General features: G+C 63.6%; 27 protein-coding genes and 1 riboswitch. Of the genes, 13 read left to right on the top strand and 14 right to left on the bottom strand.

All coding sequences use genetic code 11. The features are described from left to right. Window positions 1-18: 18 nt before the first annotated feature. Entirely contained in the window at window positions 19-654 is a 636-nt protein-coding gene (locus tag ACYG9R_RS14690) for a hypothetical protein (protein ID WP_352443949.1), read from the bottom strand. Window positions 655-828: 174 nt separating this feature from the next. On the opposite strand from ACYG9R_RS14690, the gene ftsE reads away from it, so the two are divergent. From ftsE to ACYG9R_RS14675, 3 genes are all read left to right on the top strand, one after another. Next, a complete protein-coding gene (gene ftsE / locus ACYG9R_RS14685; RefSeq protein WP_023685344.1) occupies window positions 829-1,488 on the top strand; it encodes a cell division ATP-binding protein FtsE in 660 nt (219 codons plus the stop codon). Then, complete coding sequence (locus ACYG9R_RS14680) at window positions 1,481-2,470, top strand: cell division protein FtsX (protein WP_023824702.1); 990 nt, start codon at window positions 1,481-1,483, stop codon at window positions 2,468-2,470. The genes ftsE and ACYG9R_RS14680 overlap by 8 nt, the downstream gene beginning before the upstream one ends. A 133-nt stretch (window positions 2,471-2,603) precedes the next feature. Further along, complete coding sequence (locus ACYG9R_RS14675) at window positions 2,604-3,323, top strand: YdcF family protein (protein ID WP_023824703.1); 720 nt, start codon at window positions 2,604-2,606, stop codon at window positions 3,321-3,323. Window positions 3,324-3,415: 92 nt separating this feature from the next. On the opposite strand, the gene ACYG9R_RS14670 is transcribed toward ACYG9R_RS14675, so the two are convergent. After that, window positions 3,416-4,048 carry a pyridoxamine 5'-phosphate oxidase family protein gene (locus ACYG9R_RS14670; RefSeq protein ID WP_023824704.1) on the bottom strand — a complete coding sequence of 211 codons (633 nt, stop codon included), beginning with the start codon at window positions 4,046-4,048 and terminating at the stop codon, window positions 3,416-3,418. A 114-nt stretch (window positions 4,049-4,162) separates the two neighbouring features. Here ACYG9R_RS14670 and ACYG9R_RS14665 point away from each other — a divergent pair, with 114 nt between their 5' ends. Both ACYG9R_RS14665 and ACYG9R_RS14660 read left to right on the top strand, forming a co-directional pair. Continuing rightward, the gene (locus tag ACYG9R_RS14665; protein WP_023673309.1) at window positions 4,163-5,068 is read left to right on the top strand and encodes a LysR family transcriptional regulator; all 906 of its coding nucleotides are present in this window, start codon (window positions 4,163-4,165) and stop codon (window positions 5,066-5,068) included. Window positions 5,069-5,183: 115 nt separating this feature from the next. After that, a complete protein-coding gene (locus ACYG9R_RS14660; protein ID WP_023673308.1) occupies window positions 5,184-5,993 on the top strand; it encodes a lysophospholipid acyltransferase family protein in 810 nt (269 codons plus the stop codon). A 69-nt stretch (window positions 5,994-6,062) separates the two neighbouring features. On the opposite strand, the gene ACYG9R_RS14655 is transcribed toward ACYG9R_RS14660, so the two are convergent. The 3 genes from ACYG9R_RS14655 to ACYG9R_RS14645 form a co-directional block, all read right to left on the bottom strand. Next, the gene (locus tag ACYG9R_RS14655) at window positions 6,063-6,689 is read right to left on the bottom strand and encodes a LysE family translocator (protein ID WP_023824705.1); all 627 of its coding nucleotides are present in this window, start codon (window positions 6,687-6,689) and stop codon (window positions 6,063-6,065) included. 83 nt (window positions 6,690-6,772) lie between these two features. After that, window positions 6,773-7,720 carry an aldo/keto reductase gene (locus ACYG9R_RS14650; RefSeq protein ID WP_023685347.1) on the bottom strand — a complete coding sequence of 316 codons (948 nt, stop codon included), beginning with the start codon at window positions 7,718-7,720 and terminating at the stop codon, window positions 6,773-6,775. A 164-nt stretch (window positions 7,721-7,884) separates the two neighbouring features. Next, window positions 7,885-8,418 carry a gamma-glutamylcyclotransferase gene (locus ACYG9R_RS14645; RefSeq protein ID WP_023673305.1) on the bottom strand — a complete coding sequence of 178 codons (534 nt, stop codon included), beginning with the start codon at window positions 8,416-8,418 and terminating at the stop codon, window positions 7,885-7,887. 124 nt (window positions 8,419-8,542) lie between these two features. Between ACYG9R_RS14645 and ACYG9R_RS14640 the strand changes: the two genes are divergently transcribed. Together ACYG9R_RS14640 and ACYG9R_RS14635 are read left to right on the top strand one after the other, a co-directional pair. Next, the gene (locus ACYG9R_RS14640) at window positions 8,543-9,541 is read left to right on the top strand and encodes a DUF2125 domain-containing protein (protein ID WP_023824706.1); all 999 of its coding nucleotides are present in this window, start codon (window positions 8,543-8,545) and stop codon (window positions 9,539-9,541) included. A 124-nt stretch (window positions 9,542-9,665) separates the two neighbouring features. Beyond that, window positions 9,666-10,589, top strand: a complete 924-nt coding sequence (locus ACYG9R_RS14635; RefSeq protein ID WP_023731075.1) for a sugar kinase — start codon at window positions 9,666-9,668, stop codon at window positions 10,587-10,589. 7 nt (window positions 10,590-10,596) lie between these two features. Here the strand turns inward: ACYG9R_RS14635 and ACYG9R_RS14630 are convergent, their stop codons facing one another. Beyond that, complete coding sequence (locus tag ACYG9R_RS14630) at window positions 10,597-11,532, bottom strand: prephenate/arogenate dehydrogenase family protein (RefSeq protein ID WP_023731076.1); 936 nt, start codon at window positions 11,530-11,532, stop codon at window positions 10,597-10,599. 4 nt (window positions 11,533-11,536) lie between these two features. Beyond that, window positions 11,537-12,646: a histidinol-phosphate transaminase gene (gene hisC / locus ACYG9R_RS14625; protein WP_023824707.1), complete on the bottom strand. Its 1,110-nt coding sequence runs from the start codon at window positions 12,644-12,646 to the stop codon at window positions 11,537-11,539. A gap of 125 nt (window positions 12,647-12,771) precedes the next feature. After that, a riboswitch (SAM riboswitch) is annotated at window positions 12,772-12,849 on the top strand. A gap of 61 nt (window positions 12,850-12,910) precedes the next feature. Here hisC and metX point away from each other — a divergent pair. Then, the gene (gene metX / locus ACYG9R_RS14620; RefSeq protein ID WP_023694040.1) at window positions 12,911-14,080 is read left to right on the top strand and encodes a homoserine O-acetyltransferase MetX; all 1,170 of its coding nucleotides are present in this window, start codon (window positions 12,911-12,913) and stop codon (window positions 14,078-14,080) included. Then, window positions 14,077-14,691 carry a methionine biosynthesis protein MetW gene (gene metW / locus ACYG9R_RS14615; RefSeq protein WP_023673299.1) on the top strand — a complete coding sequence of 205 codons (615 nt, stop codon included), beginning with the start codon at window positions 14,077-14,079 and terminating at the stop codon, window positions 14,689-14,691. Before metX ends, metW begins: the two co-directional genes overlap by 4 nt. A gap of 7 nt (window positions 14,692-14,698) precedes the next feature. Here the strand turns inward: metW and ACYG9R_RS14610 are convergent, their stop codons facing one another. Then, entirely contained in the window at window positions 14,699-15,064 is a 366-nt protein-coding gene (locus ACYG9R_RS14610) for a DUF1330 domain-containing protein (protein ID WP_023824708.1), read from the bottom strand. A gap of 248 nt (window positions 15,065-15,312) precedes the next feature. Here ACYG9R_RS14610 and ACYG9R_RS14605 point away from each other — a divergent pair, with 248 nt between their 5' ends. Then, the gene (locus ACYG9R_RS14605; protein ID WP_023673297.1) at window positions 15,313-16,248 is read left to right on the top strand and encodes a glycosyltransferase family 2 protein; all 936 of its coding nucleotides are present in this window, start codon (window positions 15,313-15,315) and stop codon (window positions 16,246-16,248) included. A gap of 51 nt (window positions 16,249-16,299) precedes the next feature. Here the strand turns inward: ACYG9R_RS14605 and ACYG9R_RS14600 are convergent, their stop codons facing one another. The 3 genes from ACYG9R_RS14600 to ACYG9R_RS14590 form a co-directional block, all read right to left on the bottom strand. Beyond that, window positions 16,300-17,088 carry a DUF1194 domain-containing protein gene (locus tag ACYG9R_RS14600; RefSeq protein ID WP_023673296.1) on the bottom strand — a complete coding sequence of 263 codons (789 nt, stop codon included), beginning with the start codon at window positions 17,086-17,088 and terminating at the stop codon, window positions 16,300-16,302. 64 nt (window positions 17,089-17,152) lie between these two features. Further along, window positions 17,153-18,973, bottom strand: a complete 1,821-nt coding sequence (locus tag ACYG9R_RS14595; protein WP_023731080.1) for an ABC transporter ATP-binding protein/permease — start codon at window positions 18,971-18,973, stop codon at window positions 17,153-17,155. 137 nt (window positions 18,974-19,110) lie between these two features. Then, complete coding sequence (locus ACYG9R_RS14590; protein WP_023670688.1) at window positions 19,111-19,893, bottom strand: class I SAM-dependent methyltransferase; 783 nt, start codon at window positions 19,891-19,893, stop codon at window positions 19,111-19,113. A 118-nt stretch (window positions 19,894-20,011) separates the two neighbouring features. Here ACYG9R_RS14590 and gloB point away from each other — a divergent pair, with 118 nt between their 5' ends. After that, window positions 20,012-20,779, top strand: coding sequence for a hydroxyacylglutathione hydrolase (gene gloB, locus ACYG9R_RS14585; protein WP_023701385.1), 768 nt, complete (start codon window positions 20,012-20,014; stop codon window positions 20,777-20,779). Between the two features lie 20 nt (window positions 20,780-20,799). Further along, window positions 20,800-21,231, top strand: a complete 432-nt coding sequence (locus ACYG9R_RS14580) for a cupin domain-containing protein (protein WP_023731081.1) — start codon at window positions 20,800-20,802, stop codon at window positions 21,229-21,231. Here ACYG9R_RS14580 and ACYG9R_RS14575 read toward each other — a convergent pair. Genes ACYG9R_RS14575 through ACYG9R_RS14565 form a run of 3 tightly spaced genes read right to left on the bottom strand, consistent with a single transcriptional unit; the run spans window position 21,228 to window position 23,631 of the window. Continuing rightward, window positions 21,228-21,902 (bottom strand): lysoplasmalogenase, encoded by a 675-nt coding sequence (locus ACYG9R_RS14575; RefSeq protein ID WP_023824973.1) that lies wholly within the window; start codon window positions 21,900-21,902, stop codon window positions 21,228-21,230. The two genes, ACYG9R_RS14580 and ACYG9R_RS14575, sit on opposite strands and share 4 nt — an antisense overlap. Continuing rightward, on the bottom strand, window positions 21,899-22,786 hold the full coding sequence (gene yddG, locus ACYG9R_RS14570) for an aromatic amino acid exporter YddG (protein WP_023824974.1): 888 nt from the start codon (window positions 22,784-22,786) through the stop codon (window positions 21,899-21,901). Before yddG ends, ACYG9R_RS14575 begins: the two co-directional genes overlap by 4 nt. Window positions 22,787-22,830: 44 nt before the next feature. After that, window positions 22,831-23,631: a DUF3108 domain-containing protein gene (locus ACYG9R_RS14565; RefSeq protein WP_023824975.1), complete on the bottom strand. Its 801-nt coding sequence runs from the start codon at window positions 23,629-23,631 to the stop codon at window positions 22,831-22,833. Between the two features lie 259 nt (window positions 23,632-23,890). Between ACYG9R_RS14565 and rpmB the strand changes: the two genes are divergently transcribed. Then, a complete protein-coding gene (gene rpmB / locus ACYG9R_RS14560; RefSeq protein ID WP_023670682.1) occupies window positions 23,891-24,187 on the top strand; it encodes a 50S ribosomal protein L28 in 297 nt (98 codons plus the stop codon). Window positions 24,188-24,236 lie beyond the last annotated feature (49 nt).

Raw genomic sequence — 24,236 nt, 5'->3', positions numbered from 1 at the left:
CCTTTCCAGAGAAACCGACTAGCCGGCGAAGGTGACCGCCACGGCCTTGACGCCGTTTCTAGGCACATCGAGGCGGCTGGAAAAGCCGAATCTTTCGCCGGGCGCCAGAGAACGGTTGGATGTCCCCAGAGTATAGCGGGTGATGCGGGTGTCATTGCCGGTGACACGTATCTCCAGCGGCGGCAATTGTCCCGCCTTCAAACCGTCATTGACGGCCTCGCCATCCACGAACAGCACCGGGGTGGGTCCTGACGCGTCGACACGCGTGGTGACGCCGGCAATGCTGAGTACGGCGCCCTCCGGCTGTTCGACTGACCAGAACGGCGTCTGGCGCACCAGCGCGTGACCACCCGAGACCCAGAAGGCGGCAAGCGCCGCACCGATGCCGGCAATCCAGAAGATCGGCCCGCCACGCGATGCCGGCCGCCCGGCTGACGCATCTGATTTGCGCAGCATCTCCATGCCTTCGATCGACGGCGTCGCGATGTCTCGCGCCGGCGTCGGCATGGCTTCTACCCTTGGGATCGGCTGCGGCAGCACCTCATAATCCGCATCGACGATGTCGGTCGCCACAGGACGCGATTCCGGTGCGACACTTGTCCCGGTCATGATTTCGCCGGAAACCGGGCGCGCGGTTCGTTGCTCAGCCATCATGGCCCCGCTGTTGCCTCTTCGTTTCTTTTGCGTAAATGGAAATGGTTAACGCTTCCCCACCGGAACCCTTGTGACGCACTCAAAACCAGCGAAAATTAACCGACGGTTAACCATGGCGGCCGATGGTCGTTGGACAGAAAGGGCTGGCACGCCGCCGCCCTCAGGTCGTCGCACGTGATCCGCTTCGAAAATGTCGGCCTCCGCTATGGCATGGGTCCGGAAATCCTCCGCGACATCTCCCTGCACATTCCGGAGAGCTCCTTCCAGTTCCTGAGCGGGCCCTCCGGCGCCGGCAAGACGACGCTGCTGCGCCTTTTGTTCATGTCGCTGAAGCCGACGCGCGGGCTGATCACCATCTTCGGCAAGGACCGCTCGCGCATCTCGCGCGCTGAACTGCCGCATCTCAGGCGCCGCATCGGCGTGGTGTTCCAGGATTTCCGTTTGCTCGACCACATGACCACTTATGAGAATGTCGCTCTGCCGCTGCGCGTGCGCGGCCGCGAGGAAGCGAGCTACCGCACCGACGTCACCGAACTTTTGAAATGGGTTGGCCTGGGCGAGCGCATGCATGTGCTGCCGCCCGTCCTTTCGGGCGGCGAAAAGCAGCGCGCGGCAATCGCCCGGGCCTTGATCGAACAGCCCGAAATCCTGCTTGCCGACGAGCCGACCGGCAATGTCGACCCGCCGCTGGCGCGCCGGTTGCTCAGGCTGTTCATCGAGCTCAACCGGCTCGGCACCGCTGTGGTGATCGCCACTCACGATCTCGGCCTGATGGAGCAGGTCGACGCGCGCCGCATGATCCTGGCCGGCGGAAGGCTGGATATTTATGACTGAACTATCGGCCGAACAGTTGCATGGAGACGCCGCCGATCTCGCGACGACGACGCAGCGCGTCCAGCGCCGCATGGCGCCGATCGTGCCGGCGCAGAATATCGCCGGCCGCGCCTTGGTGCTGGTCATCGCCATCATGACCTTCCTGTCCTGCCTAACTTTCGGCGCCGTCACGCTGGTGCGCGACACTGCCTCGGTCTGGGAAAACCAGATCTCGCGCGAGGCCACGATTCAGATCAAGCCGGTCGACGGCCTCGACATGGAGGCAGCCCTTGCCCAGGCCTCGCAGATCGTCGGCGAATTCCCCGGCGTGAAGGAAACCCGGATCATCGATCGCGACGCCACCGCGCGCCTTTTGGAGCCATGGCTGGGCTCGGGCCTGAATATCGACGAATTGCCGGTGCCGCGCCTGATCATCGTCACCATCGACGAGACCAGCCCGCCCGACTTCAGCGCCATCCGTGCGGCGCTCACGCCCAAGCTGCCGAGTGCTTCGCTCGACGATCACCGTACATGGGTCGACCGGCTGGTCGCCATGGCCCGCACCACGGTCACCATCGGCATCGCCGTGCTGGTCCTGATGCTGTCGGCGACGGTGCTGACCGTAGTGTTTGCGACGCGCGGCGCCATGGCGGGTAACGGCCATATCATCGAAGTGCTGCATTTCGTCGGCGCCGAGGCGCGCTTCATCGCGCGCGAATTCCGCTGGCATTTCCTGGTCACCGGGATGAAGGGCGCGGCCGCCGGCGGCGCAGCCGCGATCCTGGTTTTCATCGTCTTTTCCTGGTGGTCGTCGCGCAACATGGCAACGCCGCAGGCCGACCAGGCCACCGCTTTGTTCGGCAATTTCGCCATCGGATCGGCAGGCTATCTCGGCGTCGGCCTGATGGTGCTGGTGATCGGCGGACTGACGGCGGCGACCTCGCACGCCACCGTCGTCGCCTATCTCAGCGACATCGATGTCCGCCAGCCGGATGCGGGGTGACCCGTGAGGGCAGAAGCGAAAACAGTTCGGGGGCAAGGACAGGAATGGAAGGGACGATCACGGATCGAAAACCGACGTAACGCAATGTGCGCTTTTTTCCTTACCAAAAAGGCATTTCAGGATTAACCATAGGATGATGAACGCGCGGGAGTCGACCGGAACGGCTGGACAGATGCCAGTGGTGCGTTTGCGTGTGCGTACCGGGCTGGGCCGTTTGCGCACCGCCCTGCGTCTCGCCTCCCTCTGTCTACTGCTGCTGGTGGCCCTGTTTGCCGGTGGCTTCGGCTGGTTCGCCAGCAAGGTCAGCCACATGACGACCCCGACCAACCCGGCCAAGGCCGATGCGATCATCGTCTTGACCGGCGGTCAGGCCCGCCTCGACGCAGCACTCGATCTGCTTGCCTCCGGCAAGGGCGAGCGGCTGCTGATCTCAGGCGTGCATCCCTCTGCCAGCCGCCGCCAATTGCAGGCTGCTACCGGCGGCGACAAGGCGCTGTTTTCCTGCTGTGTCGACATCGACCGCGCCGCGCTCGACACGATCGGCAATGCCGAGGAAAGCGCTAAATGGGTGGAGAGCCACGCCTATGGCAGCATCATCCTCGTCACCAACAATTACCACATGCCGCGCAGCCTGCTCGAGATGGGCCGCCTGCTGCATGGCGCCAGGCTTGAACCCTATCCGGTGGTCAACACCAATCTGGACAATGGCGACTGGCTGACCAAGCCGGAAGCGCTACGCGTGCTTCTGACCGAATACAGCAAATACCTGCTGGCGCTTGCGCGCGGCGTCGTCCCGGTCCGCCAGACTGCCGACAGCGTCGCACTGGCCGAGGTTTCGACCGCCAAGGACTAAAGCAATTCCAGGAAAAGTGTGTAGCGGTTTTCCCGGGAAAAGCACGTACGCTTTCCCTTGGGAATTGGACAGACGACTCTGACGGCGCTCGATTACCCCTTGGCCGTGCCGTCTTCCGCGCCACGCAGCCGCGCAATCTCCTGTTCGAGGCTTTCAATCCGCTTGTCGCGTTCGGCGAGTGCGGCCGCGACATCGGCGGCCTCGAATCGCTGCGGAATGTGTTGCGGGCAATTGGCATCCCAGGCCGAGACGGTGAACAAGATGACCTGCTCGGGGCGCGCCTTGTAGTCCTGCGGCATCAGCCTTGCCAGAAGCTCGGCATCGTCCTCGACGACGCGCGCCGTGCCCCAGATCTTGACGCGCTGGCGATGCGCATAGTCGATCAGGAACAGGAATGCCTGGTTGTTGTCGGCGAGATTCCCCTGCGTGATGAACTGCCTGTTCCCGGAGAAATCGGCAAAGCCGATGGTCTTCTCGTCCAGCACCTTGAGGAAGCCGGCTGGCCCGCCGCGATGCTGGATGTAGGGCTGACCCTCGCCATTTGCCGTCGACAGGAAGACGCTGGTCTGCGCCGCGATGAAGTCGGCGAGGTCGGGCGTCATATGGGCGCGCCATCCGCCGCGCTCCTCGGCGCTGACATAGCCCTTGCGCGAACCTTTGCGGGTCTGGATCGCCTTGACCGTCGGCGTGAAGGCGACATCGCTGGTGAAAGTATGAGCATTCATGGAAGCCTCCGCGAGGCCGAAACAGGGCCATTGTACGCGAAGAGGTAGATCCTTCCATGTTTTGGATGTAGATGGCATAGTTGCAAGCTATCCTTCCAATTTCCGGAAGAAAGTATGGATCGTCTCGAAGCCATGTCGCTGTTCGTCGCCGCGGTGGAAGCGGGCAGCCTTTCCGCTGCCGGCCGCCATTTCGGCATTCCACTGGCAACGGTCAGCCGCAAGGTTTCCGACCTCGAAAAGCACCTTCAGGCGCGCCTGCTGAACCGTTCGACCCGGCAGCTCACGCTGACCGATGCCGGCCAGGCCTATCTCGCCGCCTGCCGCCGCATCCTCGGCGAGGTCGGCGAAGCCGAACGCACCGCTGCCGGCGAATACAGCACGCCGACCGGCGACCTGTTCATCACCGCGCCGGTCGTCTTTGGTCGCCTACACGTGCTGCCTGTCGTCACCGAATTCCTGGCGGCTTATCCTCAAGTCAACATTCGCCTGGCGCTGGCTGACCGGATAACCCAACTGGCGGAGGAACATCTCGACCTTGCCATCCGCATCGGCGAGCTTGCGCCTTCGAGCCTCATTGCCATCCGCGTCGGCGCGATCCGTCGCGTCGTGTGCGCCAGCCCCGCCTATATCGCCGCGCATGGCATGCCGCGGACGCCGGACGATCTGGCCGCGCATGAATGCATCAGTTTCGAAGGGCCTGCAGCGCTCGCCAGCTGGAGCTTTGCCGGCGACAAGGGCGAACTGATCGTGCCGATCCACTCACGGCTGCGCGTCAACACGGCGGAAGCTGCAATCGATGCCGCGATTGCAGGCGCCGGGATGACGCGGGTGCTCTCCTACCAGATCGCGGACGCAGTACGTTCCGGCGTGCTCGTCCCGGTCTTGCGACCCTTCGAGCCGCAGCCGTGGCCGGTGAGCCTCGTCCATGCCGGCCAAGGCCTGCTGGCGGTGAAACTAAGGGCGTTCCTCGATTTCGCCGCTCCGCGGCTGAAGCAGCGGTTATTGCAGGCGACGTGGTGAGTTGAGACTGGCTTGAGTCAGTGGCGAGCCGGCCTATGTCAGGCCATTGCGGCGTTTCCTTTTTGCCCGCGCTTGGTGTAACCAACGCACACCTCCTCAACGGGCCCTTCCCCGCATGCTCTATATCCGCTCGCTGGCGTTCAACTTCGTCTTCTATGTCAATCTGATCGTCCAGATGGTCCTCTGGACCCCTTACTACTTCCTCTCGCCACGCCATCGCGCCTGGTTCGTGCCGAAATTCTGGTCGCGCACCAGCCTGTGGCTCTACGACAAGATCGCCGGCACCAGGAGCGACATCACCGGCGTCGAGAACCTGCCGGAGGGCTCTTTCATCCTGGCGCCGAAACACCAGTCGTTTTGGGACGCGATCGCTTTCTTTCCCTTCCTCCACGATCCGCTTTATATCCTGAAGCGCGAGCTGACCTGGATCCCCTTCTTCGGCTGGTACATCCTGAAGATGCGGATGATCCCGGTTCACCGCGGCAGCCGCTCCAAGGCGTTGAAGCAGGTCGTTGCATCGACAAAGCAGGAGATGGGGCGCAATCCGCGCCAGCTGATTATCTACCCCGAAGGCACGCGCCGAGCGCCAGGCGACGAGCCGGCTTACAAATACGGCATTGTCGAGCTCTATACGCAGCTTGGCGTCCCGGTGGTACCGGTCGCCCATGTCGCCGGCCTCTATTGGCCTCGCCGCAAATTTTTGCGCTTTCCCGGCACCATCAAGGCCCGCTTCCTGCCGCCGATCCCGCCCGGGCTCGGCAAGGACGAATTCATGGACCGGCTGATCGGCGATACGGAAGCCGCCTGCGACCAGCTGCTGATCGAGGCATCGCAGGCTCCTAACCCGCCGCAAATGCCGCCGACGGCGGTCAAGCGGCTGGCCGAACTCGCCGCGGCCGCCAAAGCAATTCCAGGAAAAGTGTGAGCGGTTTTTTCCGTCCTGAATCGCGCCAAAACAAAAAAGACCAAAGCTTGATCTCTTCTGCGGGCCGGCTCAAGGCCACGCCGCCAGCTCCGTGGTCAGCACCAGCGTCGCCGCGAAGGCCAGATTGATGATCCGCGACGTCAGCGGCTGGCGCAGGGTGCGGGCGAAGGCCGCGCCGGCCAGCAGCCACAGCACATGGATGGCTACGATCATCAGGGTGAGAACCGCCAGCCTGGCCGGGATGCCGAGAGCATCGGCGCCGGCTGCGGTCGCGGAGCCAGCAAGGACCGCAGCAATCGCCACATAGGCTTTCGGGTTGGCAACGGCGAGCAGGAAGCCGCCGAGGAAGGTCGGCAGAACCGCGCTGCTGTCACGCGCGGCCAGCGGCGGCGCTGTCGCTATTCTGTAGGCGAGGTAGAGAATATAGGCGGCGGAAGCGACCGCCAGCACTGGCGCTACGCCCGGCATCGAGGTGAGGATAGCCTTGATGCCGGTGGCCACGACCAGCAGCACCGCGACCGTGCCTAAAATGATCCCCGATGTGTAGTGAAGCGAATTGCGCAGGCCGAAGGCGGCCCCTATCGCCGTGACGCTGATCGTCGCCGGGCCAGGACTGCCCATGACAACGGTTGCCGCCAGCACCAGCGCCAGCAATTGCTGCCAGGGCTGCGCCTGCGAAAGAATGTCTGCGGCCATGCTGCCTCTTCTCCACAATAATGGAGAACAGTGTGGCAAGGCGGACAGCCGTCGTCTTGAACGATCGTGCCGAACCTGCGCGGCTAGGCGCTGGCCTTGTCCAGCGCCACGAGATCCTCCGCGCTGAGCTTCAGCGATGCGGCGCGCACCAGGCTGTCGACCTGGTCCAGCGTCGTGGCGCTGGCGATCGGCGCGGTGATGCCGGGCTGCGCCATCACCCAGGCGAGTGCTACTTCCGCCTGCTTGGCCGAATGGCGCGCCGCCACAGTGTCGAGTGCGGCCAGAATGCGCATGCCGCGCGCATTGAGATAAGCCTTCACGCCGCCGCCGCGTTCACTTTTGCCGAGATCGGCCTCGCTACGGTATTTGCCGCTCAAAAACCCCTTGGCGAGACTGAAATAGGTGATGACGCCGATATCCTCGGCCACGCACACATCATGCAGCGGCCCGTCGAAGGATGAGCGGTCGTAGAGATTGTATTCCGGCTGCAGCACGCTGTAGCGCGGCAGCCCGCGCAGGCTGGCAACATCGAGCGCGGCGCGCAGCTGGCCGGCGTCAAGATTCGAGGCGCCGATATGGCGGACCTTGCCGGCAGCGAGCAGCTTCTGGTAGGCGCCGAGCGTCTCCTCATAAGGGGTTGTCGGGTCCGGCCAATGCGAGAGATAAAGGTCGATCACGTCGGTCTGCAGTCGCTTGAGCGACGCCTCGACTGCCCTTTCGATATGGGCAGCGGACAGATCCTTCTTGCCTTGTCCCATATCCGAGCCGACTTTGGTGATGACGATGATCTTGTCACGGTTGCCGCGGCTTTTCATCCATTTGCCGATGATGGTCTCGGACTCGCCGCCCGCGTGGCCGGGCACCCAGCGCGAATAGGCATCGGCCGTATCGATAGCGTTGAGGCCGGCGCCGCCGAACCGGTCGAGCAGGTCGAAGGAGGTCTTCTCGTCCGCGGTCCAGCCGAAGACATTGCCGCCCAGGACCAGCGGCGCGATGGAAAGGTCGGTTTGACCGAGACGGCGTTTTTGCAAGACGGGGCTCCGTGGGCTGGCGGCGGGCGACCCGAATGCTTCGGGCCGCAGCTAAGCTAGGTCTCGCCGCGCCGAGGTCAAAGGCCTCAGCCAATTTTTCCAGCGGGCCAGCGCTTCACAAAGGCGCGAGCGCTTCGCCTGCAGGCTCGCCGTGGTCTACTGGCTCACGAGGCGATCCGCTTCGCCACCTCTTCCAGCCAGTGGTCGCTGATACCCAGCGCCGCGAGATGCTGCAGCGTGTTGAGCACATAGTCCTCGTTGTTTCCGGACTGGCCGACGGCGCCCCGGATAACACCTGCCGCATGCGCAGGGTCGAGCCCGCCGGCATACTGCTCATGCTGGCGGTCGACGATATAGGCGACCGCTTTCACTCTCTCTCCCGCGGCCGCCCCATTCCCGTCGAGGCTGATATCGAGCACACGCTCGAGGTAGACGCTGGTCACCAGTTCGCGCTCGCGCAGATAGGTCAGCACCTCATCGCGCAGCTCGCCGGGCACGCGAAAGGCCAGCCCGATGCAGGAGCCGCCACGGTCGAGGCCTAGCACCAGGCCCGGCCGCTGGCGCGTGCCGCGATGCACGAAGGAATAGACGCACAGCGACCGGCGGTAGCCGTAAAGCCGCGCGCGCCGTGTCTCGACATGGGCGAATCCCGGTCGCCAGATCAGCGAGCCGTAGCCAAAAACCCAAAAATCGCCCATATCGCCAAGCCTGATTGCACGAGAGTGACGCCGCCGCATCGGAATCGGTGCTCTTCTGTTCTTCTTGCTTGTTGCGTAAGCCACAGTCCAACCGCAACACGCCCGCGTTAATGAAAGCCGCAGCATGACGTCAAGTGACGAGCGTCCGTCGAAGTTTCGCCGCCGGCTGATGTGGCTCGCTGCCTTGGTCGTTATGCTGTTCGGCGTCTACAGCGCGGTCTGGTTCTATGTCGCCGGTCGCGTCAGCAGCGAAGCCGACAAGGCGGTGGCCTCGCTCAAGGACAAAGGCATCGAGGCCGGCTGCGCCAACCTCACCGTCAGCGGCTACCCCCTGAGTTTTGCCATCTCCTGTGACAATCTGGCTTACGAGGACGACGCCAGGAACGTTGCCGCCTCGGCAGGCAGCTTCAACTTCGTTGCAGAGCTCATCCGGCCTTTGTCGCCTGCCGCCGAGTTGCGTGGGCCGCTGCGCACCTCGGTGCTGGGGATGGCGCCGCTATGGATCGACTGGGACAATCTGCAGGCCAATGCCAAGCTCTCCTGGCCCCTGCCCCGGAGCATTTCGCTGCAGGCGGAGAGCTTGTCCGGCCAGACGGATCCGGCCGACGACACTGATCCGGTTTCACTGTTCAGCGCCGGAACCGCGGCGGGCGAGTTGCGACCCGACGGCCAGGACATCGGCTACGTCGGCAGCTTCACCGATCTTGAGATCGACGCCGACGCGATCGGCGGGCGCGTGCTGCCGCCGCTCGACGGCAGCGGCGACGCGACGCTGAAGAACGGCGTCGCGCTGATGAAGACGCAGGCCAGGAGCCTGCGCGGCCAGGCGGTCGACATCCACAAGCTCGATCTGTCGTCGCGAACCGCGCGCATCACCGTCTCCGGCCCGGTGTCGGTCGACGCCAACGGCCAGGTCAATGCCGACCTGACGATCAAGCTGCAGGATCCCAAAGCCGTGGCGGCAATTCTCGCCACCGCAATCCCCGAGCAGAAGAGCCAGATCGAGCAAGGCTTTGCCGGTCTGGCGCTGCTCGGCAACGAACCGTCGATGCCGCTCAAGGTGGTGAAGGGCAAGGTCTCGCTCGGCTTCATTCCGCTGGGCAAGATCAAGCCGCTCGATTAGAGCAATTCCAGGAAAAGTGTGAGCGGTTTTCCGTCCGGAATTGCGTTAAAACAAAGAGATAGAGCATGATCGCAAAGAGCGGGAACGGCTTTTGGGGAGAGATCATGCTCGAGCAAGCCGACGCATGAACCGACCGGTGAAACTGCTGAGCGTTGGCGCGCTGACGCTGGATACCATCCTGCGCGTCGAAACCCTGCCCACGCATCAGGGCAAGTTCATCGCCTCGGACGGCATCCAGATCGCCTCGGGCATGGCGACAAGTGCTGCCTGCGCCGCCCGCCGTCTCGGCGCCGAGGTGTTCCTGTGGGCAAGTGCAGGTGACGATGCCGTCGGCGACCAATTGCTGGCCGGCATCGAGGCCGAGGGCGTCGATTGCCGCTTTGTCCGCCGCGTCGAAGGCGCCCGCTCGGCGCTGGCCGCGATCCTGGTCGACGCTCATGGCGAGCGCATCATCGTGCCCTTCTACGACCCAAAGGCGCAGGCCGACCCCGAGGCGGTGCCTGTCGCCGATCTTTCCGGCTTCGATGCCGTGCTGGTCGATGTGCGCTGGCCGGGCGCCGCCGCTCTTGCCTTGACCGCCGCGCGCGACGCCGGTTGCCCGGCAATCCTCGACGCCGACACGGCGCCGCTGGAGGTGCTGGAGCGTCTGTTGCCGCTGGCTTCGCACATCGTCGCTTCGGAGACGGCTGCACGCATTATCTGCGACCACGCGCTGGATCCCGAAACCGCCTGCGCCGACCTCGCCAGCCGCACAGACGCCTTTGTCGCGGTGACCGGCGGCGCCGCGGGAAGCTGGTGGCATGACCGGTCCGCCGGATGCGTGCGCCACATCGCGGCGCCGAAGATCAAGGCGGTCGACACGCTGGCCGCCGGCGACGTTTTCCACGGCGCCTTTGCTGTCGCGTTGGCGGAAACCATGCCGATCGAGCAGGCGTTGCGCTTTGCCAGCGCGGCGGCCGCGCTCAAATGCCAGCGCTTCGGCGGCCGGCTGGGGGCGCCAAACAGGGACGAGGCAATGGCCATGGTCGCGGCGACCTGGCCCGTCTGAAACAGATTTAACTTTTCACCGGGTGCTCGACCGCCTGCCGGCCGAAATCCGGCACGTCGATATCCTGGCCGGCCTCGATGATCGAACGGCGAACGGCCCGGGTGCGGGTGAACAGGTCGAACAGCTTGTCGCCGTCGCCCCAGCGGATCGCCCGCTGCAGCGAGGCGAGGTCCTCCGAAAAGCGCGCCAGCATTTCCAGGATGGCATCCTTGTTGTGCAGGCACACGTCGCGCCACATGGTCGGGTCGGAGGCGGCCAGACGGGTGAAGTCGCGGAAACCGGAAGCCGAATATTTGATCACTTCCGACTTGGTCACCGATTCCAGATCGTCGGCCGTGCCGACGATGTTGTAGGCAATGATGTGCGGAAGATGCGAAACGATGGCCAGCGTCATGTCATGATGCTGCGGGTCCATCGTGTCGATGTTGGAGCCGCAGCGCCGCCAGAATTCCGACAGCTTTTCCAGCGCGGCCGGATCGGTTCCCGGCAGCGGCGTGAAGATGCACCAGCGGTTTTCGAACAGCTCGGCGAAACCCGCATCCGGGCCCGATTTCTCCGTACCTGCCAGCGGGTGCCCCGGAATAAAGTGCACGCCGTCCGGTACATAGGGCTGCATTTGCGCAATGACCGAGGCCTTGGTCGAACCGACATCGGTGAGGATGGCGCCCTTTTTCAGCGCCGGCGCGATCTCTTGCGCCACCTCGCCCGACGATCCCACTGGCACCGAGACGATGATCAGGTCGGCATTGCGGACCGCTTCCCTGGCGTCGGTGGTGTAGCTCTCGCCAAGACCGAGCTCCTTCGCCCGTGCCAGCGTGGTCGGGCTGCGCGTCGCGATGGCGACATGGCGGGCCAGGCCCTCGCGGCGGATGATGCGGGCCAGCGACGAGCCAATCAGGCCGATGCCGACCAGCGCGATCTTTTCAAACATCGGTGAAGTCATTGTTTCAGCTTTTCAGGAATGTCGTGAGGGCATCGATGACGCCGCGATTGGCTTCTTCGGTGCCGACGCTCATGCGCAGCGCATTGGGAAAGCCATAGCCGGTAACGCGCCGCAATATATAGCCGCGCTGGGTGAGGTAGTCGTCCGCCGCCTCAGCCGAATGCTTCTTGTCGTCGGGAAAGTGGATGAGGACGAAATTGCCGACGCTGGGCGTCACGCGCAGCCCAAGCTTCGTCAGTTCTTCATTCAACCAGGTAAGCCAGGTCTCGTTGTGCAACGAACTGCGCTCGACATGGGCGCGGTCGCGGATGGCGGCAATGCCGGCCTCGATCGCTGTTGCGTTAACGTTGAAAGGGCCGCGAACACGGTTGATGGCATCGACGATGTGCAGTGGGCCATACATCCAGCCGATGCGCGCGCCGCCAAGGCCGAGCTTGGAGAAGGTGCGGGTCATGACCACATTCTGCGCGCTGCCCGCCAGCTCGATACCTGCCTCATAGTCATTGCGCCTGACGTACTCGGCATAGGCCGCGTCCAGCACCAGAAGCACGTTGCCCGGGAGCGCGGAATGCAGGCGGCGGACCTCCTGGAACGGCAGATAGGTGCCGGTCGGGTTGTTGGGATTGGCGAGGAAGATGATTTTGGTCCGCGGCGTCACCGCGGCCAGGATCGCGTCGACGTCGGCGCGCTCCTCGGTTTCCCTCACAGCAACCGGCTTGGCCCCCGCCGACTGAATGTAGATCTTGTAGACCATGAAGGCATGTTCGGTAAAAATCGCCTCATCGCCTGGCGCAAGATAGGTCTGCGCCAGCAGGCCAAGTATCTCGTCGGAACCGTTGGAGCAGATGATGTTTGCCGGGTTGAGGCCGTGCACCTCGGCGATCGCCTCGCGCAGCCGGCGGGCGGTGCCGTCGGGATAGACATCAAGCTTGCTGGCCACTTCGCGCGCGGCCTCGATCGCCTTCGGCGACGGGCCGAGCGGGTTCTCGTTCGACGACAATTTATGGACCTTGGCGACGCCGGCAGGTGCCGTGCTCTTGCCTGGTACATAGGCGTCGATGTCCATGATGCCCGCGCGGGGCGTCGGCCGTGCCTTGCCCGCTGTCTTGTCCATGTCGCAAATCCATCCAGAATGCCTCCGTCCGGAGGCCGCAGCGGAAATACAAGCCGTAGCCGCGAATGTCGAGAGGCGGGCATAGCTGGCCGTTGACGCCGGGCCGCACGAGTTCTAGAAGAACGCAACAGTTCCGTGGTGATTTGGCCGGTCGGCTTGCAGCCACGTTAAACAACTCGCTAAAGGGCCGTTTGCGTGACGTAACCGGCTTTGCGATCGCATTGCCGGTTTTTTTATTGCCTGACGGCGGGCAAGGAGAGTCACATGGCCGCGCTCCGCGCTACAAAAACCAACAACGAGGCCGACAGCCCGTCGAGCCCGGTGTTGCGTTTTGGCCCTGACAAGCCGCTGAAGCTCGACGCCGGCACGCTTTTGTCGCCGTTCCAGATCGCCTACCAGACATATGGCGCCCTCAACGATGCCCGCACCAACGCCATCCTGGTCTGCCACGCGCTGACCGGCGACCAGCATGTCGCCAGCACCAATCCGGTGACCGGCAAGCCCGGCTGGTGGGAAGTGCTGATCGGTCCCGGCAAGATCATCGACACCAACCGCTTCTTCGTCATTTGCTCCAACGTCATCGGCGGCTGCCTCGGCTCCACCGGTCCGGCCTCGACCAATCCCGCCACCGGCAAGCCCTACGGCCTCGACCTGCCAATCATCACCATCCGCGACATGGTGCGGGCGCAACTGATGCTGGTCGACCATTTCGGCATCGAAAAGCTGTTTTGCGTGCTCGGCGGCTCGATGGGCGGCATGCAGGTGCTGGAATGGGCGTCATGCTATTCCGAGCGCGTCTTCTCGGCCCTGCCGATCGCCACAGGCGCACGCCATTCCTCGCAGAACATCGCCTTCCACGAGGTCGGCCGCCAGGCTGTCATGGCTGATCCGGACTGGCATGGCGGCAAATATTTCGAGCACGGCAAGCGCCCGGAAAAGGGGCTCGCCGTGGCGCGCATGGCCGCCCACATCACCTATCTGTCGGAAGCCGCCCTGCATCGGAAATTCGGCCGCAATCTGCAGGACCGCGAAGCGCTGACCTTCGGTTTCGACGCAGATTTCCAGATCGAAAGCTATCTGCGCCACCAGGGCATGACATTCGTCGACCGCTTCGACGCCAACTCCTACCTCTACATGACCCGTTCGATGGATTATTTCGACCTCGCCGCCGACCATGGCGGCCGGTTGGCAGATGCCTTTGCCGGGACCAAGACCCGCTTCTGCCTGGTGTCCTTCACCTCGGACTGGCTGTTCCCGACCGAGGAGAGCCGCTCGATCGTGCATGCGCTCAACGCCGCCGGCGCCTCCGTCTCCTTCGTCGAGATCGACACCGACCGCGGCCATGATGCCTTCCTGCTCGATGAACCCGAACTGTTTGCCGCCATCAAGGGCTTCATCGGCTCGGCGGCCCGCGCAAGGGGGCTCGCCTCATGAGCGTCAATGGCAGCCAGCGCGTCGACCTCGAAGTCGTGGCCAACCTGATACCGCCGCAGTCGCGGGTGCTCGATGTCGGCTCCGGCGACGGCCTGCTGCTCGAACTCCTGCAGGAGACCAAGCAGGTCGACGGCCGCGGGCTGGAGCTGTCACAGCGCGGCGTCAATGAATGCGTGGCGCGCGGTCTCTCGGTCATCCAGGGCGATGCCGATACCGACCTCGAATTCTATCCGGACAAGGGTTTTGACTTCGTCGTCCTGTCACAGACGCTGCAGGCGACCCGCAACCCGAAGCTGGTGCTCGACGAACTGCTGCGAATCGGCAACCGCGCCATCGTCTCCTTCCCCAATTTCGGCCACTGGCGGGTGCGGCTGTCGCTGTTCGTCAATGGCCGGATGCCGGTGACCGCGGACCTGCCCTATTCCTGGTACGACACGCCCAACATCCATTTCTGCACCATCCGCGACTTCGTCAATCTGGTCGAGGAACTCGGCGCTTCGGTCGAGAAAGCCACCGCGCTCGACGGCAACGGCCAGAAGATCGGCCTGTCGATGCCATGGTGGTTCTGGAATTTCTTCGGCCAGCAAGCGGTGTTCTTGCTGAAGCGGTAGTTTGCCCCTATTCCAGCACGTCCGTCGCCTTGTGCGGTTGCTGAACGCCATCGGCGATGATCACATCGGCGTGGGAGTTGTCGGTGCGCAAGGCCAGAATCTCGCGATAGGCTGATGAATCGTACCAGCCCCACGCATGCGCCCTGTCCGGAAACTCGATGACGATCAGATGCCCGGGCCATTCGTTTTCGACCACGTCCATGTCGCCGCCGTGGACAAGGAAGCGGCCGCCGAACGGCTCCAATGTGGCGTCGATCCTCTGCAGACACTCGACAATCTGCGGGCCCAATGTGGCATCGATCCTCTGCAGACACTCGACAATCTGCGGGCCCATTGTGACTTGACGCATATGGGCGACGGCGTAGGCGGCCATGGCTGAACTCCCTGTGAGATCGAAGCCCGACGACCGGCTTCGTTGGCGCAATCTGCAGACATGATGGCCATCGGTCGATTACGTCTGGAGTAATCGGCCGGCTTACCGGCGTCCTGGCTCAACAGTTTGTGATGACATTGCCGCTGGTTTTTTGTAGCGTCGAAATCGAATGCCATCCCGGGTAAGGCTTGGACGGCGACCATCAAAACCTCCGGCCTCCAGGCATTTGGGGGCACAATCGAAGCAACATGTCCAAGGCAACCGACCTCGCTCCGCTGATCTCGGTGATCACACCGACGCACAATCGCCGCAGCAAGGTGGTGCGCGCCGTGGAGAGCGTGCTGGCGCAGAATTTTCCCCGGTTCGAACACATTGTCGTCGATGACGGCTCGACCGACGGTACGGCAGCCGCACTTGCCGAAATCCGCGATCCACGGCTGATCTATGTTGGCTCGAAATGGCGCGGCGCCAATGCCGCCCGCAATGCCGGCATCGAGCGGGCGCAGGCGCCGGTGGTGACATTCCTCGATTCCGACGACGTCTATTTGCCGGATCGCCTGGCGCGGACGCTGGAGCAGTTCGACAACAATCCCTCGCTCGAAGTGCTGATCAGTTCCTTCGTGTCGCTGAAGGGCAATCGCCGCACCAACTGCGTCAACCGCGAGGCGCTGCTGAGCCGCGACTCGCTGGAGCGGGCCCTTGTCGCGCAGACCATCTTCATTGCCGGGTCGGCAATCACCGCCCGGCGCGAGTCGCTGCTGGCCATCGGCGGCTACGACAGTGACGTCACGCGCATGCAGGATCGCGAATTGTTGCTGCGCTTTGCCCGTCGCAGCGGCGCGCAGCTGTCCGAAGTGATCGACTGGAAAAAGTACAACTCGGAGAATTCGATCTCCGGTCGCCGGGACGGCTATGTCGAAGCCTATGCGAGCTTGATCGACAAGCACCCCTATATCGCCGACCGCTACCCCTACATTCCGCCTTACATGATCGCCCGGCAGCTCATCGCCGATGCACTCAAGGGCAGGGTTTCGCAGGCGTTCTCCGGCTATATGGCCAACCGGTCGTCGAAGGCGCTTGGCTATTCGCTGCCGCAGCTGTTGCGTGGCTATGTCGGCGGCCGGCGCTGGCGCCGCGATCTCTATGCCGAATTTCGCGACAAATACGGTGCACGGCCGGCCTGAAGTTTGCCGACAAGCCGAGCAGCGGCTTTCCCCTCCGAACTGCCTCAAACCTCATTTGTCGAGTTCCGGCAGATATGGGTCGGAATATAGCCGCCGGTCGCGTTCGCCCTGCAGGCAGTCCATGGGTGCGGCGGCATCGATCGGGACCACGGTCGCATCGGCGATGCCGCTCACCTCCAGGATCAACTTGCGGCGTATGGCGGTGGCGAATTCCGAGGCCACATAGATCGGCAAAACGAAGGAGCCGGGCCCACCGGTGACGCAGTCGTCATAATACTGGTCGAGATGGCTGAAGGTCGGCGACGGGCTGATCAGGATCGGCAGGCCGTTGATGACGATGCCCTTGGCCACCGCCGCATCGCGTGTCGTGGCGACGGGCAGCCCGGTGTTGTTGGGACCGTCGCCGGAAATGTCGATGACGCTGCGTGGCGCATCGAACCCCGTGCCCTCGAACAGCCCGGCGCCGAAGGCAAGCGCACCGGAAATCGAGGTGCCGCGAAAGCTGCGGAACGGCCGCGCTTCTATTCTGTCGGCGAAGGCGTTGGCGCTCTCTGCGCTGTCGATCACCTGCCAGGCGATGACGCCATCCTCGCGCACGACGCCCGCCCATTCGAAATAGGCAAGCGCGATGCGCCCGGTGGTTCCCGAGCGCACGGCCTTGATGAAATCGGGATGCCTGAGCGCCTCGACATAGCCAGCGCGCTGCAGCGCGAACTCCCTCTCGTCCATCGACTGTGAGATGTCGACGGCCAGCACCAGTTCGACATCCACGGCAACGGCCGGGGCAGCCACGGGCGTGGTGCAGGCAAGGCAGGCAAGCAGGCTGAGCGCATCGAGCATGGCCGCACCACGGATGTTTCGACCCGTGAATCTTCGCCGCGATCGCGGCGAAATAAAGCCCCTTCTACTTCTTTCGCCGCACGGCCGCTTTCGGCGGCGGGTCGATGGCGCCGGTCCTGACTCGGGCGGGTTTCAGTGGCGCAGCACCCGTATCCTTCACGATGTTCAATGCGCGTGGAAAGAAATGACCATTGTGCAGTCCGCGCCCGATGTTGAGGATCGCGGTTTCCGGCAGGCGTTTCTCCAGCATGGACAGTACCCTTCGCAGCGAAGGACCATCGAACGCGTCCATCGCTTCGTCGATGATCACCCATTTCGGCTGCCGCAAGGCCAGCCTGGCGAAGGCCAGCGACCGCTGTTCGTCATCGTTGAGTTCACGCTCCCAGCGTGCGGAACGGTCGAGCGAGGATGACAGCCGCTCGAGGCCGACCTCGGCCAGCACCGCCCCAAAATCAGCATCGCCAGCCGGCGCCGAGCCATTTGGATGCAGCACTTCGCGTAACGTGCCGGCAGGAAAATACGGAACACGCGGCACGAAAATCGGCGTTTCTCCGGCCGGCAAGCCGATCCGCCCGCTGCCCCAGGGCCAAAGGCCGGCAATGGCGCGGAAGAACAATGTCTTGCCGGCGCCTGGGTCGCCGGTGATCATGACGCGCTCACCGGGATGGATCTCGACATGGCTGCCTGAAAGTTTGGTGCAGCCCTCCGGCGAGGCCACTTGGAGCTTCTCGAAGGTCAGGCTGCCATTGGCGTTATCGCCGAATTCGATGCGCTTTTCCTTGTCGTGCAACACATCGGTTTCATCGAGCGCAATGCGGAAGTCGGCAACGCGCATCAGCGTGGCGCGCCAGTCGGCGATGCCGCCGATATTGTTGATGAACCAGCGCAGCGACGAGTGCACCTGGTTGAAGGCGCCGACCGCCATCATCAACCCGCCAAAGCTGATGTCGCCTGAAAAATAGACCGGCGATGCAACCAGGATCGGCGCCACCACGGTGATCCAGCCATAGGTATCGGTCACCCAGGAAAGGTTGATCTGCGCTTTGTAGATGTTTCGCATCGCGCCCAGCACCGTGCCAAGGTCGATTTCGAGCCGTCTCTTGGCATCGGCTTCGCCGTGATAGAGCGCGATGGCGTCTACATTCTCGTTGACGCGCACCATCCCGGAACGCAGCTCGGCCTCGCGGGTGTAGCGGTCGCTGTTGAGGCGGATCAGCGGCCGCCCGACCAGCCAGCTCAGCCAGGAGGCGATGCCGGCATAGAGGAACGCGGCCCAGACCATGTAGCCCGGTATCGCCAGCGACCAGCCGTTGATGTGGAAGACGAAGCCCGACGAGAGTTGCCAAAGCACGCCGACGAACGACACCAGCAGGATGAAGGATTGCAGCAGGCCGACGCCGAGGTCCGTCGACAGATCGGACAGATGCGCGGCATCCTGCTGCATGCGCTGGTCGGGATTGACGCCGATGGCGCCGGCATTGGCGAGCCGGAAGGCCCGCGCCGGCCGCATCCATTGGTCGATCAGGTCGAGCGTCAGCGCCTCGCGCAGCTTCAGCCGGATCATCTGGTTGAGCCAGGTCTGAGCGATGTTGAGCAGCAGCAGCGTGCCGGCAATCACGGCAAAGATCATCAGCTGATGCAGGAAGGCCGCCATGTCGCGACGCGCCAGCGCATCGTAGAAAGGCTGGTTCCAGCGGTTGAGCAGAACCTGGCCGATCGACGTCGCGACGATGACCGCCATAATGCCGACCGACGTCCAGACCAGCCACTTGCGCACCGGTGAGCCTATCAGCGCCCGTTTGATCGTCGCTACCTGATCGCGCAGGCTGCTGGCTTCGACGGTTACCGGCTGAACGGTGGCGGACTTGTCCGGTTGATCAGCCATGCACGAGGTCCTTGCGTTCAGAAGCGTTGCTGAAACCAGATGGAGAGACTTGAAGGCATCCGCCGCTCAAACGGACCGCGAATGCATCTGCGACAGATAGGTGGGAAAAACCCACGCAACACCAGTTTTCATGATGATCACGAAGGTGTCACCTGACGCGTCGTCGATGTCACCCCTTCCGCCCGGCGGCCAAGCCGCGTCGCACCGTGCGGTGACAGTACCGGCACGAAGACACGGCGCGAGGCGCGCTGCGCGACCGGCACGCCCTGATAGAGCCGCTTCTGCGCCTCGACCACGATGACGCCGGAAAAGATCGGCCAGAACCGCCGGCCGGCGCGCTCCAGCACATTGTGGAACCGCATCATGAAGCGCCGCGGCGATGGCGGGAAGAACAGCGCGTCGGACCAGGAAGCCGGTGTGAAATTCGCCTCGCGCAGCAATTCTGTCAGCTGGCCGCGCGAGAACGGCCGGCCATTGCCGAACGGCGTGTGCTCGAACCGCGCCCAGACACCGCGCCGGTTGGGCACGACGATGACGACGCGCCCTGCCGGCGACAGCACCCGCCAGATCTCGTTCAGCGTCTCGCGCGGGTTTTCGACATGTTCGAGCGAATGCACGAGCAGCATGCGGTCGATGCAGGAATCGACCAGCGGCAGTTCCTCGTCGAAGACCAGCGCCGTAGCCGTCGGCCCGTTCGCCGGCCAGACGACGGCGCCTTGCGTAGCAGGCATGAAGGCAAACACCCGCTCGGCATCGGTGCCGAACCGCTCCAGCCACGGCAAGGTATAGCCGAGCCCGACCAGCCGCTCATTGGGCACTGTTGCCCATATTGAGGACAGCGCCATGGTGATCGAGCGTTCAGCCAGGCGGCCGAGCGTGGTCGAATAGAAGGAGCGGAGATCGACGATATCGGAATGCATGCGCGGGACGGTAGCTGCGATGCCGCCCAAGTTCAACAAAGCCGGCACGTTCTGCAAAGCTAGAGTGACATCGGCGGCCAAGCGCCCTATGTCTGCGCCAACAGATGGAGAGATGCCAATGCCCGTCGAAATCGAACAGTTCATGTGCCGCAGCGACAATTTCGGCGTGCTGGTGCATGACCCGAAAAGCGGCGAGACCGCCATTATCGACGCGCCCGAAGAAGCGCCGATCATTGCCGCGATCGAGCGTACCGGCTGGAAGCCGACGATGATCCTGACCACCCACCACCATGTCGACCATGTCGAGGCCAATCTGGCGCTGAAGGAGCGCTTCAAGCTGCGCATCGTCGGACCGGAGGCTGAAAAGGAAAAGATCCCCGGCATCGACGAGACCGTCGGGCAAGGCTCGGTCGTCCATCTCGGCGGCGAGCGGATCGATGTCATCGCCACGCCCGGCCACACTGCGGGCCATGTCTCCTATCATTTTCCGGCCTCGAAAGTGGCGTTCACCGCCGACACTTTGTTCGCGCTCGGCTGCGGCCGGCTGTTCGAATGCAAGCCGCCGGTGATGTATGAGTCGCTGAAGAAGCTCGCCGCACTCCCGGCGGACACGGTCATCTATTGCGGCCATGAGTATACGCTTTCGAACGCCCGCTTTGCGTTGACCGTCGACCCGACCAATTCGGCGCTCAGGGAACGCGCCGCCAAAATCGAGACCCTGCGCGCCGACAACAAGGCGACGCTGCCGACCACGATCGGCGAGGAATTGTCGACCAATCCGTTCCTGCGCTGGCACGACCCGGCGATCCGCAAGCATCTCGGTATGGAGGCGGCCCCGGACGCCGAAGTGTTCGCGGAAATCCGCAAGCGCAAGGACAATTTCTGAGCATCGTACCGGGATCAGCCATGACCAGCGCCGCTGAAATCATCGCCACGCTCGGCCTCAAGCCGCATCCGGAAGGCGGCTGGTATGCCGAGACCTTTCGCGACGGCGCCGGTGGCGCGCGTGGCCATTCGACGGCGATCTATTTCCTCCTCGAACAGGACCAGATTTCGGCCTGGCACCGGGTCAAGGACGCGGCCGAGGTCTGGCACTTCCATGCCGGAGCACCGCTGGCGCTGTCAATCTGGGAGGAAGGCAGTCCAAAGGTTAACCAGGTGATCGAGCAGGTGCTCGGCATTGAACTTGCGGCGGGCGAGCGGCCGCAGATCGTCGTGCCGGCCGGCTGGTGGCAATCGGCGCGCAGCCTCGGCGAATGGACGTTGGTCGGCTGCACCGTGGCGCCGGGCTTCGACTTCGCCGCGTTTGAAATGGCCGAGCCGGGCTGGCAGCCTTAGGCCAGAAGAAAACCAAGAGTTATGCAGAGCTGGGCGGCATAGTAGAGCACCCAGACCGCATAACGGATGCCGGCGCGATAGGGTGCTATTGCCGGAACCAGGAATTTCTCCGCGGCAAGCAGCCCGTCCGATGCCATGAACATAACAGCGCCGCCGATGACCCACGGATTGTCGAGCGTCAACGCCGAGATGCCCATCGCCAGAATGGCCGCGATATAGACGGCGACCGGCACCCGCAGGCCGGGACTGACACGGCGCCAGAGCGCCGCCAGCATGACGACTGCGAAGGCCGCCATGGCAAGCGCGATGGCGCCGCGCCATGTCTCGGTGCTGAGCACATCCAGCCCGCCGCCGCCGCGCAGGAAAAGCGGCACATAGAGGACATGCGCCGCAAGGAAGCTGGCCAGCCCGCCGAGGAAGGCCTTTTCGCCGTCACGCGACAGGAAGGCGTCGCCGACGGCGCTGAGCGCCAGCGCCGCGACGAGCAACAACTGCCCACCTTGCATGAAGGCCAGCGCCGCAAGCATGGCCACGGACAGCGTCTTTGCCGCCGAGCGGGCCAGCGTCGGCCGCATATCCAGGGTGAGGGCGTAGATCACCGCCGCCACCAGCGAAAAAATCAATGTGGCGTTGGCATTGGCGTCGATGCCGCCGGCAAACGGCATCGTCATGCGCTTGCTCCACCCGTTGCCGCCTTGCGCAGGAACAACGATTTCGCCGCCAGCGCCGCGCCGCCGGTGATCAGCACGCAGGCCGCCAGGATACGCAGCGACGGCTCGGCAACGCCCGCCGCGATCAGCACCAATGTCGACAGCAGTGGCGCCGCATAGCTTGCCGCGCCGAGCACCTGGATGTTGCCTCGTTTGACGCCGATATCCCAGGCGTAGAAGGCGGCACCCACCGGCATCAACCCCAAACCAACCACCGACAGCCACTGGCCGGGGCCATCGGGCAGCACCGTCTTTTCCAGCAGAAGATGGCAGATGAGGGACAGGGCTGCCGTGGCGGCGCAGAACCAGGTGACGATCGAGGTCGGCACCGCCGGAAAGCGCCGCGACAGCAGCGAATAGGACGACCACAGCAGCGCACAGACGGCCGCCATCGCATAGCCGAAGGTGTAGCGAGCATCGAAGGCGAGGCCGCCACCCTTGGTGACGATCAGCACGGTCCCGGCGAGCCCGAGCAGCGCGCCGACGACATGGTTCCAGGCCAGCTTCTCGCCCGGCATCAGCGCTGATCCCAGCACGATCAGCAGCGGCCACAGATAGGCGATCAGGCTTGCCTCCACCGCCGGCGCGTTGCGCAGCGCGGTGAAATAGAAGAAATGGTAGCCGAACAGTCCGGCAATGCCGATCACCCAGACCTGGCGTGGGATCTTCAGGCTTTTATCGGCCGCCGGCATGAACAGCCGGGCAGCCATCCCGACCGCGGTGCCGATGGTGAAGGTGATGGCCGAGAGCAAGAATGGCGGCACGGCGCCCGACGCATCGGTGAGCAACGCCAGCAGCGCCCACATGGCGACCGCCGAGAAACCGATCAGTGTTGCGCGCCCCATGCCCGTCTCCGGCGACTCGCCCCATTCTATTCGGGTGGGCGCGTCTATTCAGTAGCTTCGAACCGCCCCGCGCTGACAGTCAAGGTGCCGATCTGCGTCCCGACCGTGGCGTGGATCGGCGCATATATGCCGGTTTGGCCGAGCGGTGCAAACGTCACCATCATCTGGCTCTTCTTCTTCAGGTAATTCAGCGCCTTGCGGCCCTTGCGGTAGCCTGCCACCGGCTCGAAGCTCATCTTGCAGGTAACGGTGTCGCCCTTGTAGCCCTTGACCGAGATCGATCCTTTCGAGGCGTAGGTCAGCGTCAGGTCGGCGCGCATCTCGCCGTCATAGAATTTCACCTTGCGCCCACAGACCTGGTCGAGGCTGTCAGCATGGATGACGGTAGCCGCCATCGGATCGAGCACCGATGCCAGATCGTTGCTGCCCAGCGGTATCCAGTTTTTGGGATTGCGCTTTTTCGGCTCGGGAATGATCTGGGTGGCGGTCACCGCGCCATTGGCAAAGCGGATATCGACCATGGAAGCCTTCTTGCCGGACTTATAATCGGCGCGAAATACCTGCGGCTGCATCTGCTTGCCCAGGATCTTGCCCTTTGACGAGATCGTGCCGCTCGTGTCGTCGAACAAGGTGGCGAGACCCGCGCTGGAGATGGTGCCGTCTATGGAATAGCTATCGCCTTCGTAGTGGCTGGAAAATGTCGCCTTGGCCACGGAAAGGCCCAGGAACGACACCGTGTATTCGCCCTTGAAGGACTGTGCGGTGGCTGCGGGCGCGGCGGCAAGGGTTGATGTTGGCAAGGCGGCGACAAGTATGGCGACAACGGCATGTGACGGGCGAAGCATGGCGGGCTCGGTCCTTGATTTTTTTAACCGGAGGCGGGCGACTCCGGCTTGAAATGTCCCTGTCCGACCGCTTATAGGCTGAATTCCGGCCTTTATGTGAAACGCCCGTCACAGTCGTGGGCAAGCCGGAGCTTGACGCATTGGCGAAATGCAACTAAGGAACGCCAACTTTTCCATAAGGCCGCCTGACTGAAACCGCGCGCCACCCGGCGCGGGCGAACAAGGTTTGGCAGGCTAGACAGAACTGAAGGTTAGAACCATGTCCCGCACCTGCGAACTCACTGCCAAGGCAGTCCAGACCGGCAACAATGTGAGCCACGCCAACAACAAGACCAAGCGCCGCTTCCTGCCGAACCTCGTCAATGTGACGCTGATTTCGGAAGCGCTGAACCAGAATGTGCGCCTGCGCATTTCGGCCAACGCGCTGCGTTCGGTCGAGCATCGCGGCGGCCTCGACGCCTTCCTGGCCAAGGCCGACGCCAAGGAATTGTCGCAGCGCGCGCGCCTGTTGAAGAAGCAGATCGCCAAGAAGCTGGCCGACCAGCCCGCCGCTTAACGATATCAAGGCGGGGGACGACCGCCCTGAGCATCGGAGCAATCCGATG

Source organism: Mesorhizobium sp. RSR565B (assembly GCF_054719465.1).
This window is presented reverse-complemented; position numbering and strand designations above follow the sequence as displayed.

Bases quoted from the DNA above. Each gene is read 5' to 3' on its own strand.
- ACYG9R_RS14670 (WP_023824704.1), bottom strand. From the start codon at position 4,048: ATGAATGCTCATACTTTCACCAGCGATGTCGCCTTCACGCCGACGGTC.
- ACYG9R_RS14665 (WP_023673309.1), top strand. From the start codon at position 4,163: ATGGATCGTCTCGAAGCCATGTCGCTGTTCGTCGCCGCGGTGGAAGCG.
- ACYG9R_RS14610 (WP_023824708.1), bottom strand. From the start codon at position 15,064: ATGGCCGCCTACGCCGTCGCCCATATGCGTCAAGTCACAATGGGCCCG.
- ACYG9R_RS14690 (WP_352443949.1), bottom strand. From the start codon at position 654: ATGATGGCTGAGCAACGAACCGCGCGCCCGGTTTCCGGCGAAATCATG.
- ACYG9R_RS14645 (WP_023673305.1), bottom strand. From the start codon at position 8,418: ATGGGCGATTTTTGGGTTTTTGGCTACGGCTCGCTGATCTGGCGACCG.
- ACYG9R_RS14660 (WP_023673308.1), top strand. From the start codon at position 5,184: ATGCTCTATATCCGCTCGCTGGCGTTCAACTTCGTCTTCTATGTCAAT.
- ACYG9R_RS14640 (WP_023824706.1), top strand. From the start codon at position 8,543: ATGACGTCAAGTGACGAGCGTCCGTCGAAGTTTCGCCGCCGGCTGATG.
- metW (WP_023673299.1), top strand. From the start codon at position 14,077: ATGAGCGTCAATGGCAGCCAGCGCGTCGACCTCGAAGTCGTGGCCAAC.
- ACYG9R_RS14630 (WP_023731076.1), bottom strand. From the start codon at position 11,532: ATGACTTCACCGATGTTTGAAAAGATCGCGCTGGTCGGCATCGGCCTG.
- ACYG9R_RS14595 (WP_023731080.1), bottom strand. From the start codon at position 18,973: ATGGCTGATCAACCGGACAAGTCCGCCACCGTTCAGCCGGTAACCGTC.
- ACYG9R_RS14575 (WP_023824973.1), bottom strand. From the start codon at position 21,902: ATGACGATGCCGTTTGCCGGCGGCATCGACGCCAATGCCAACGCCACA.
- metX (WP_023694040.1), top strand. From the start codon at position 12,911: ATGGCCGCGCTCCGCGCTACAAAAACCAACAACGAGGCCGACAGCCCG.
- ACYG9R_RS14580 (WP_023731081.1), top strand. From the start codon at position 20,800: ATGACCAGCGCCGCTGAAATCATCGCCACGCTCGGCCTCAAGCCGCAT.
- hisC (WP_023824707.1), bottom strand. From the start codon at position 12,646: ATGGACAAGACAGCGGGCAAGGCACGGCCGACGCCCCGCGCGGGCATC.
- ACYG9R_RS14605 (WP_023673297.1), top strand. From the start codon at position 15,313: ATGTCCAAGGCAACCGACCTCGCTCCGCTGATCTCGGTGATCACACCG.
- ACYG9R_RS14655 (WP_023824705.1), bottom strand. From the start codon at position 6,689: ATGGCCGCAGACATTCTTTCGCAGGCGCAGCCCTGGCAGCAATTGCTG.
- rpmB (WP_023670682.1), top strand. From the start codon at position 23,891: ATGTCCCGCACCTGCGAACTCACTGCCAAGGCAGTCCAGACCGGCAAC.
- yddG (WP_023824974.1), bottom strand. From the start codon at position 22,786: ATGGGGCGCGCAACACTGATCGGTTTCTCGGCGGTCGCCATGTGGGCG.
- ACYG9R_RS14635 (WP_023731075.1), top strand. From the start codon at position 9,666: ATGAACCGACCGGTGAAACTGCTGAGCGTTGGCGCGCTGACGCTGGAT.
- ACYG9R_RS14680 (WP_023824702.1), top strand. From the start codon at position 1,481: ATGACTGAACTATCGGCCGAACAGTTGCATGGAGACGCCGCCGATCTC.
- ACYG9R_RS14565 (WP_023824975.1), bottom strand. From the start codon at position 23,631: ATGCTTCGCCCGTCACATGCCGTTGTCGCCATACTTGTCGCCGCCTTG.
- gloB (WP_023701385.1), top strand. From the start codon at position 20,012: ATGCCCGTCGAAATCGAACAGTTCATGTGCCGCAGCGACAATTTCGGC.
- ACYG9R_RS14590 (WP_023670688.1), bottom strand. From the start codon at position 19,893: ATGCATTCCGATATCGTCGATCTCCGCTCCTTCTATTCGACCACGCTC.
- ACYG9R_RS14675 (WP_023824703.1), top strand. From the start codon at position 2,604: ATGATGAACGCGCGGGAGTCGACCGGAACGGCTGGACAGATGCCAGTG.
- ACYG9R_RS14600 (WP_023673296.1), bottom strand. From the start codon at position 17,088: ATGCTCGATGCGCTCAGCCTGCTTGCCTGCCTTGCCTGCACCACGCCC.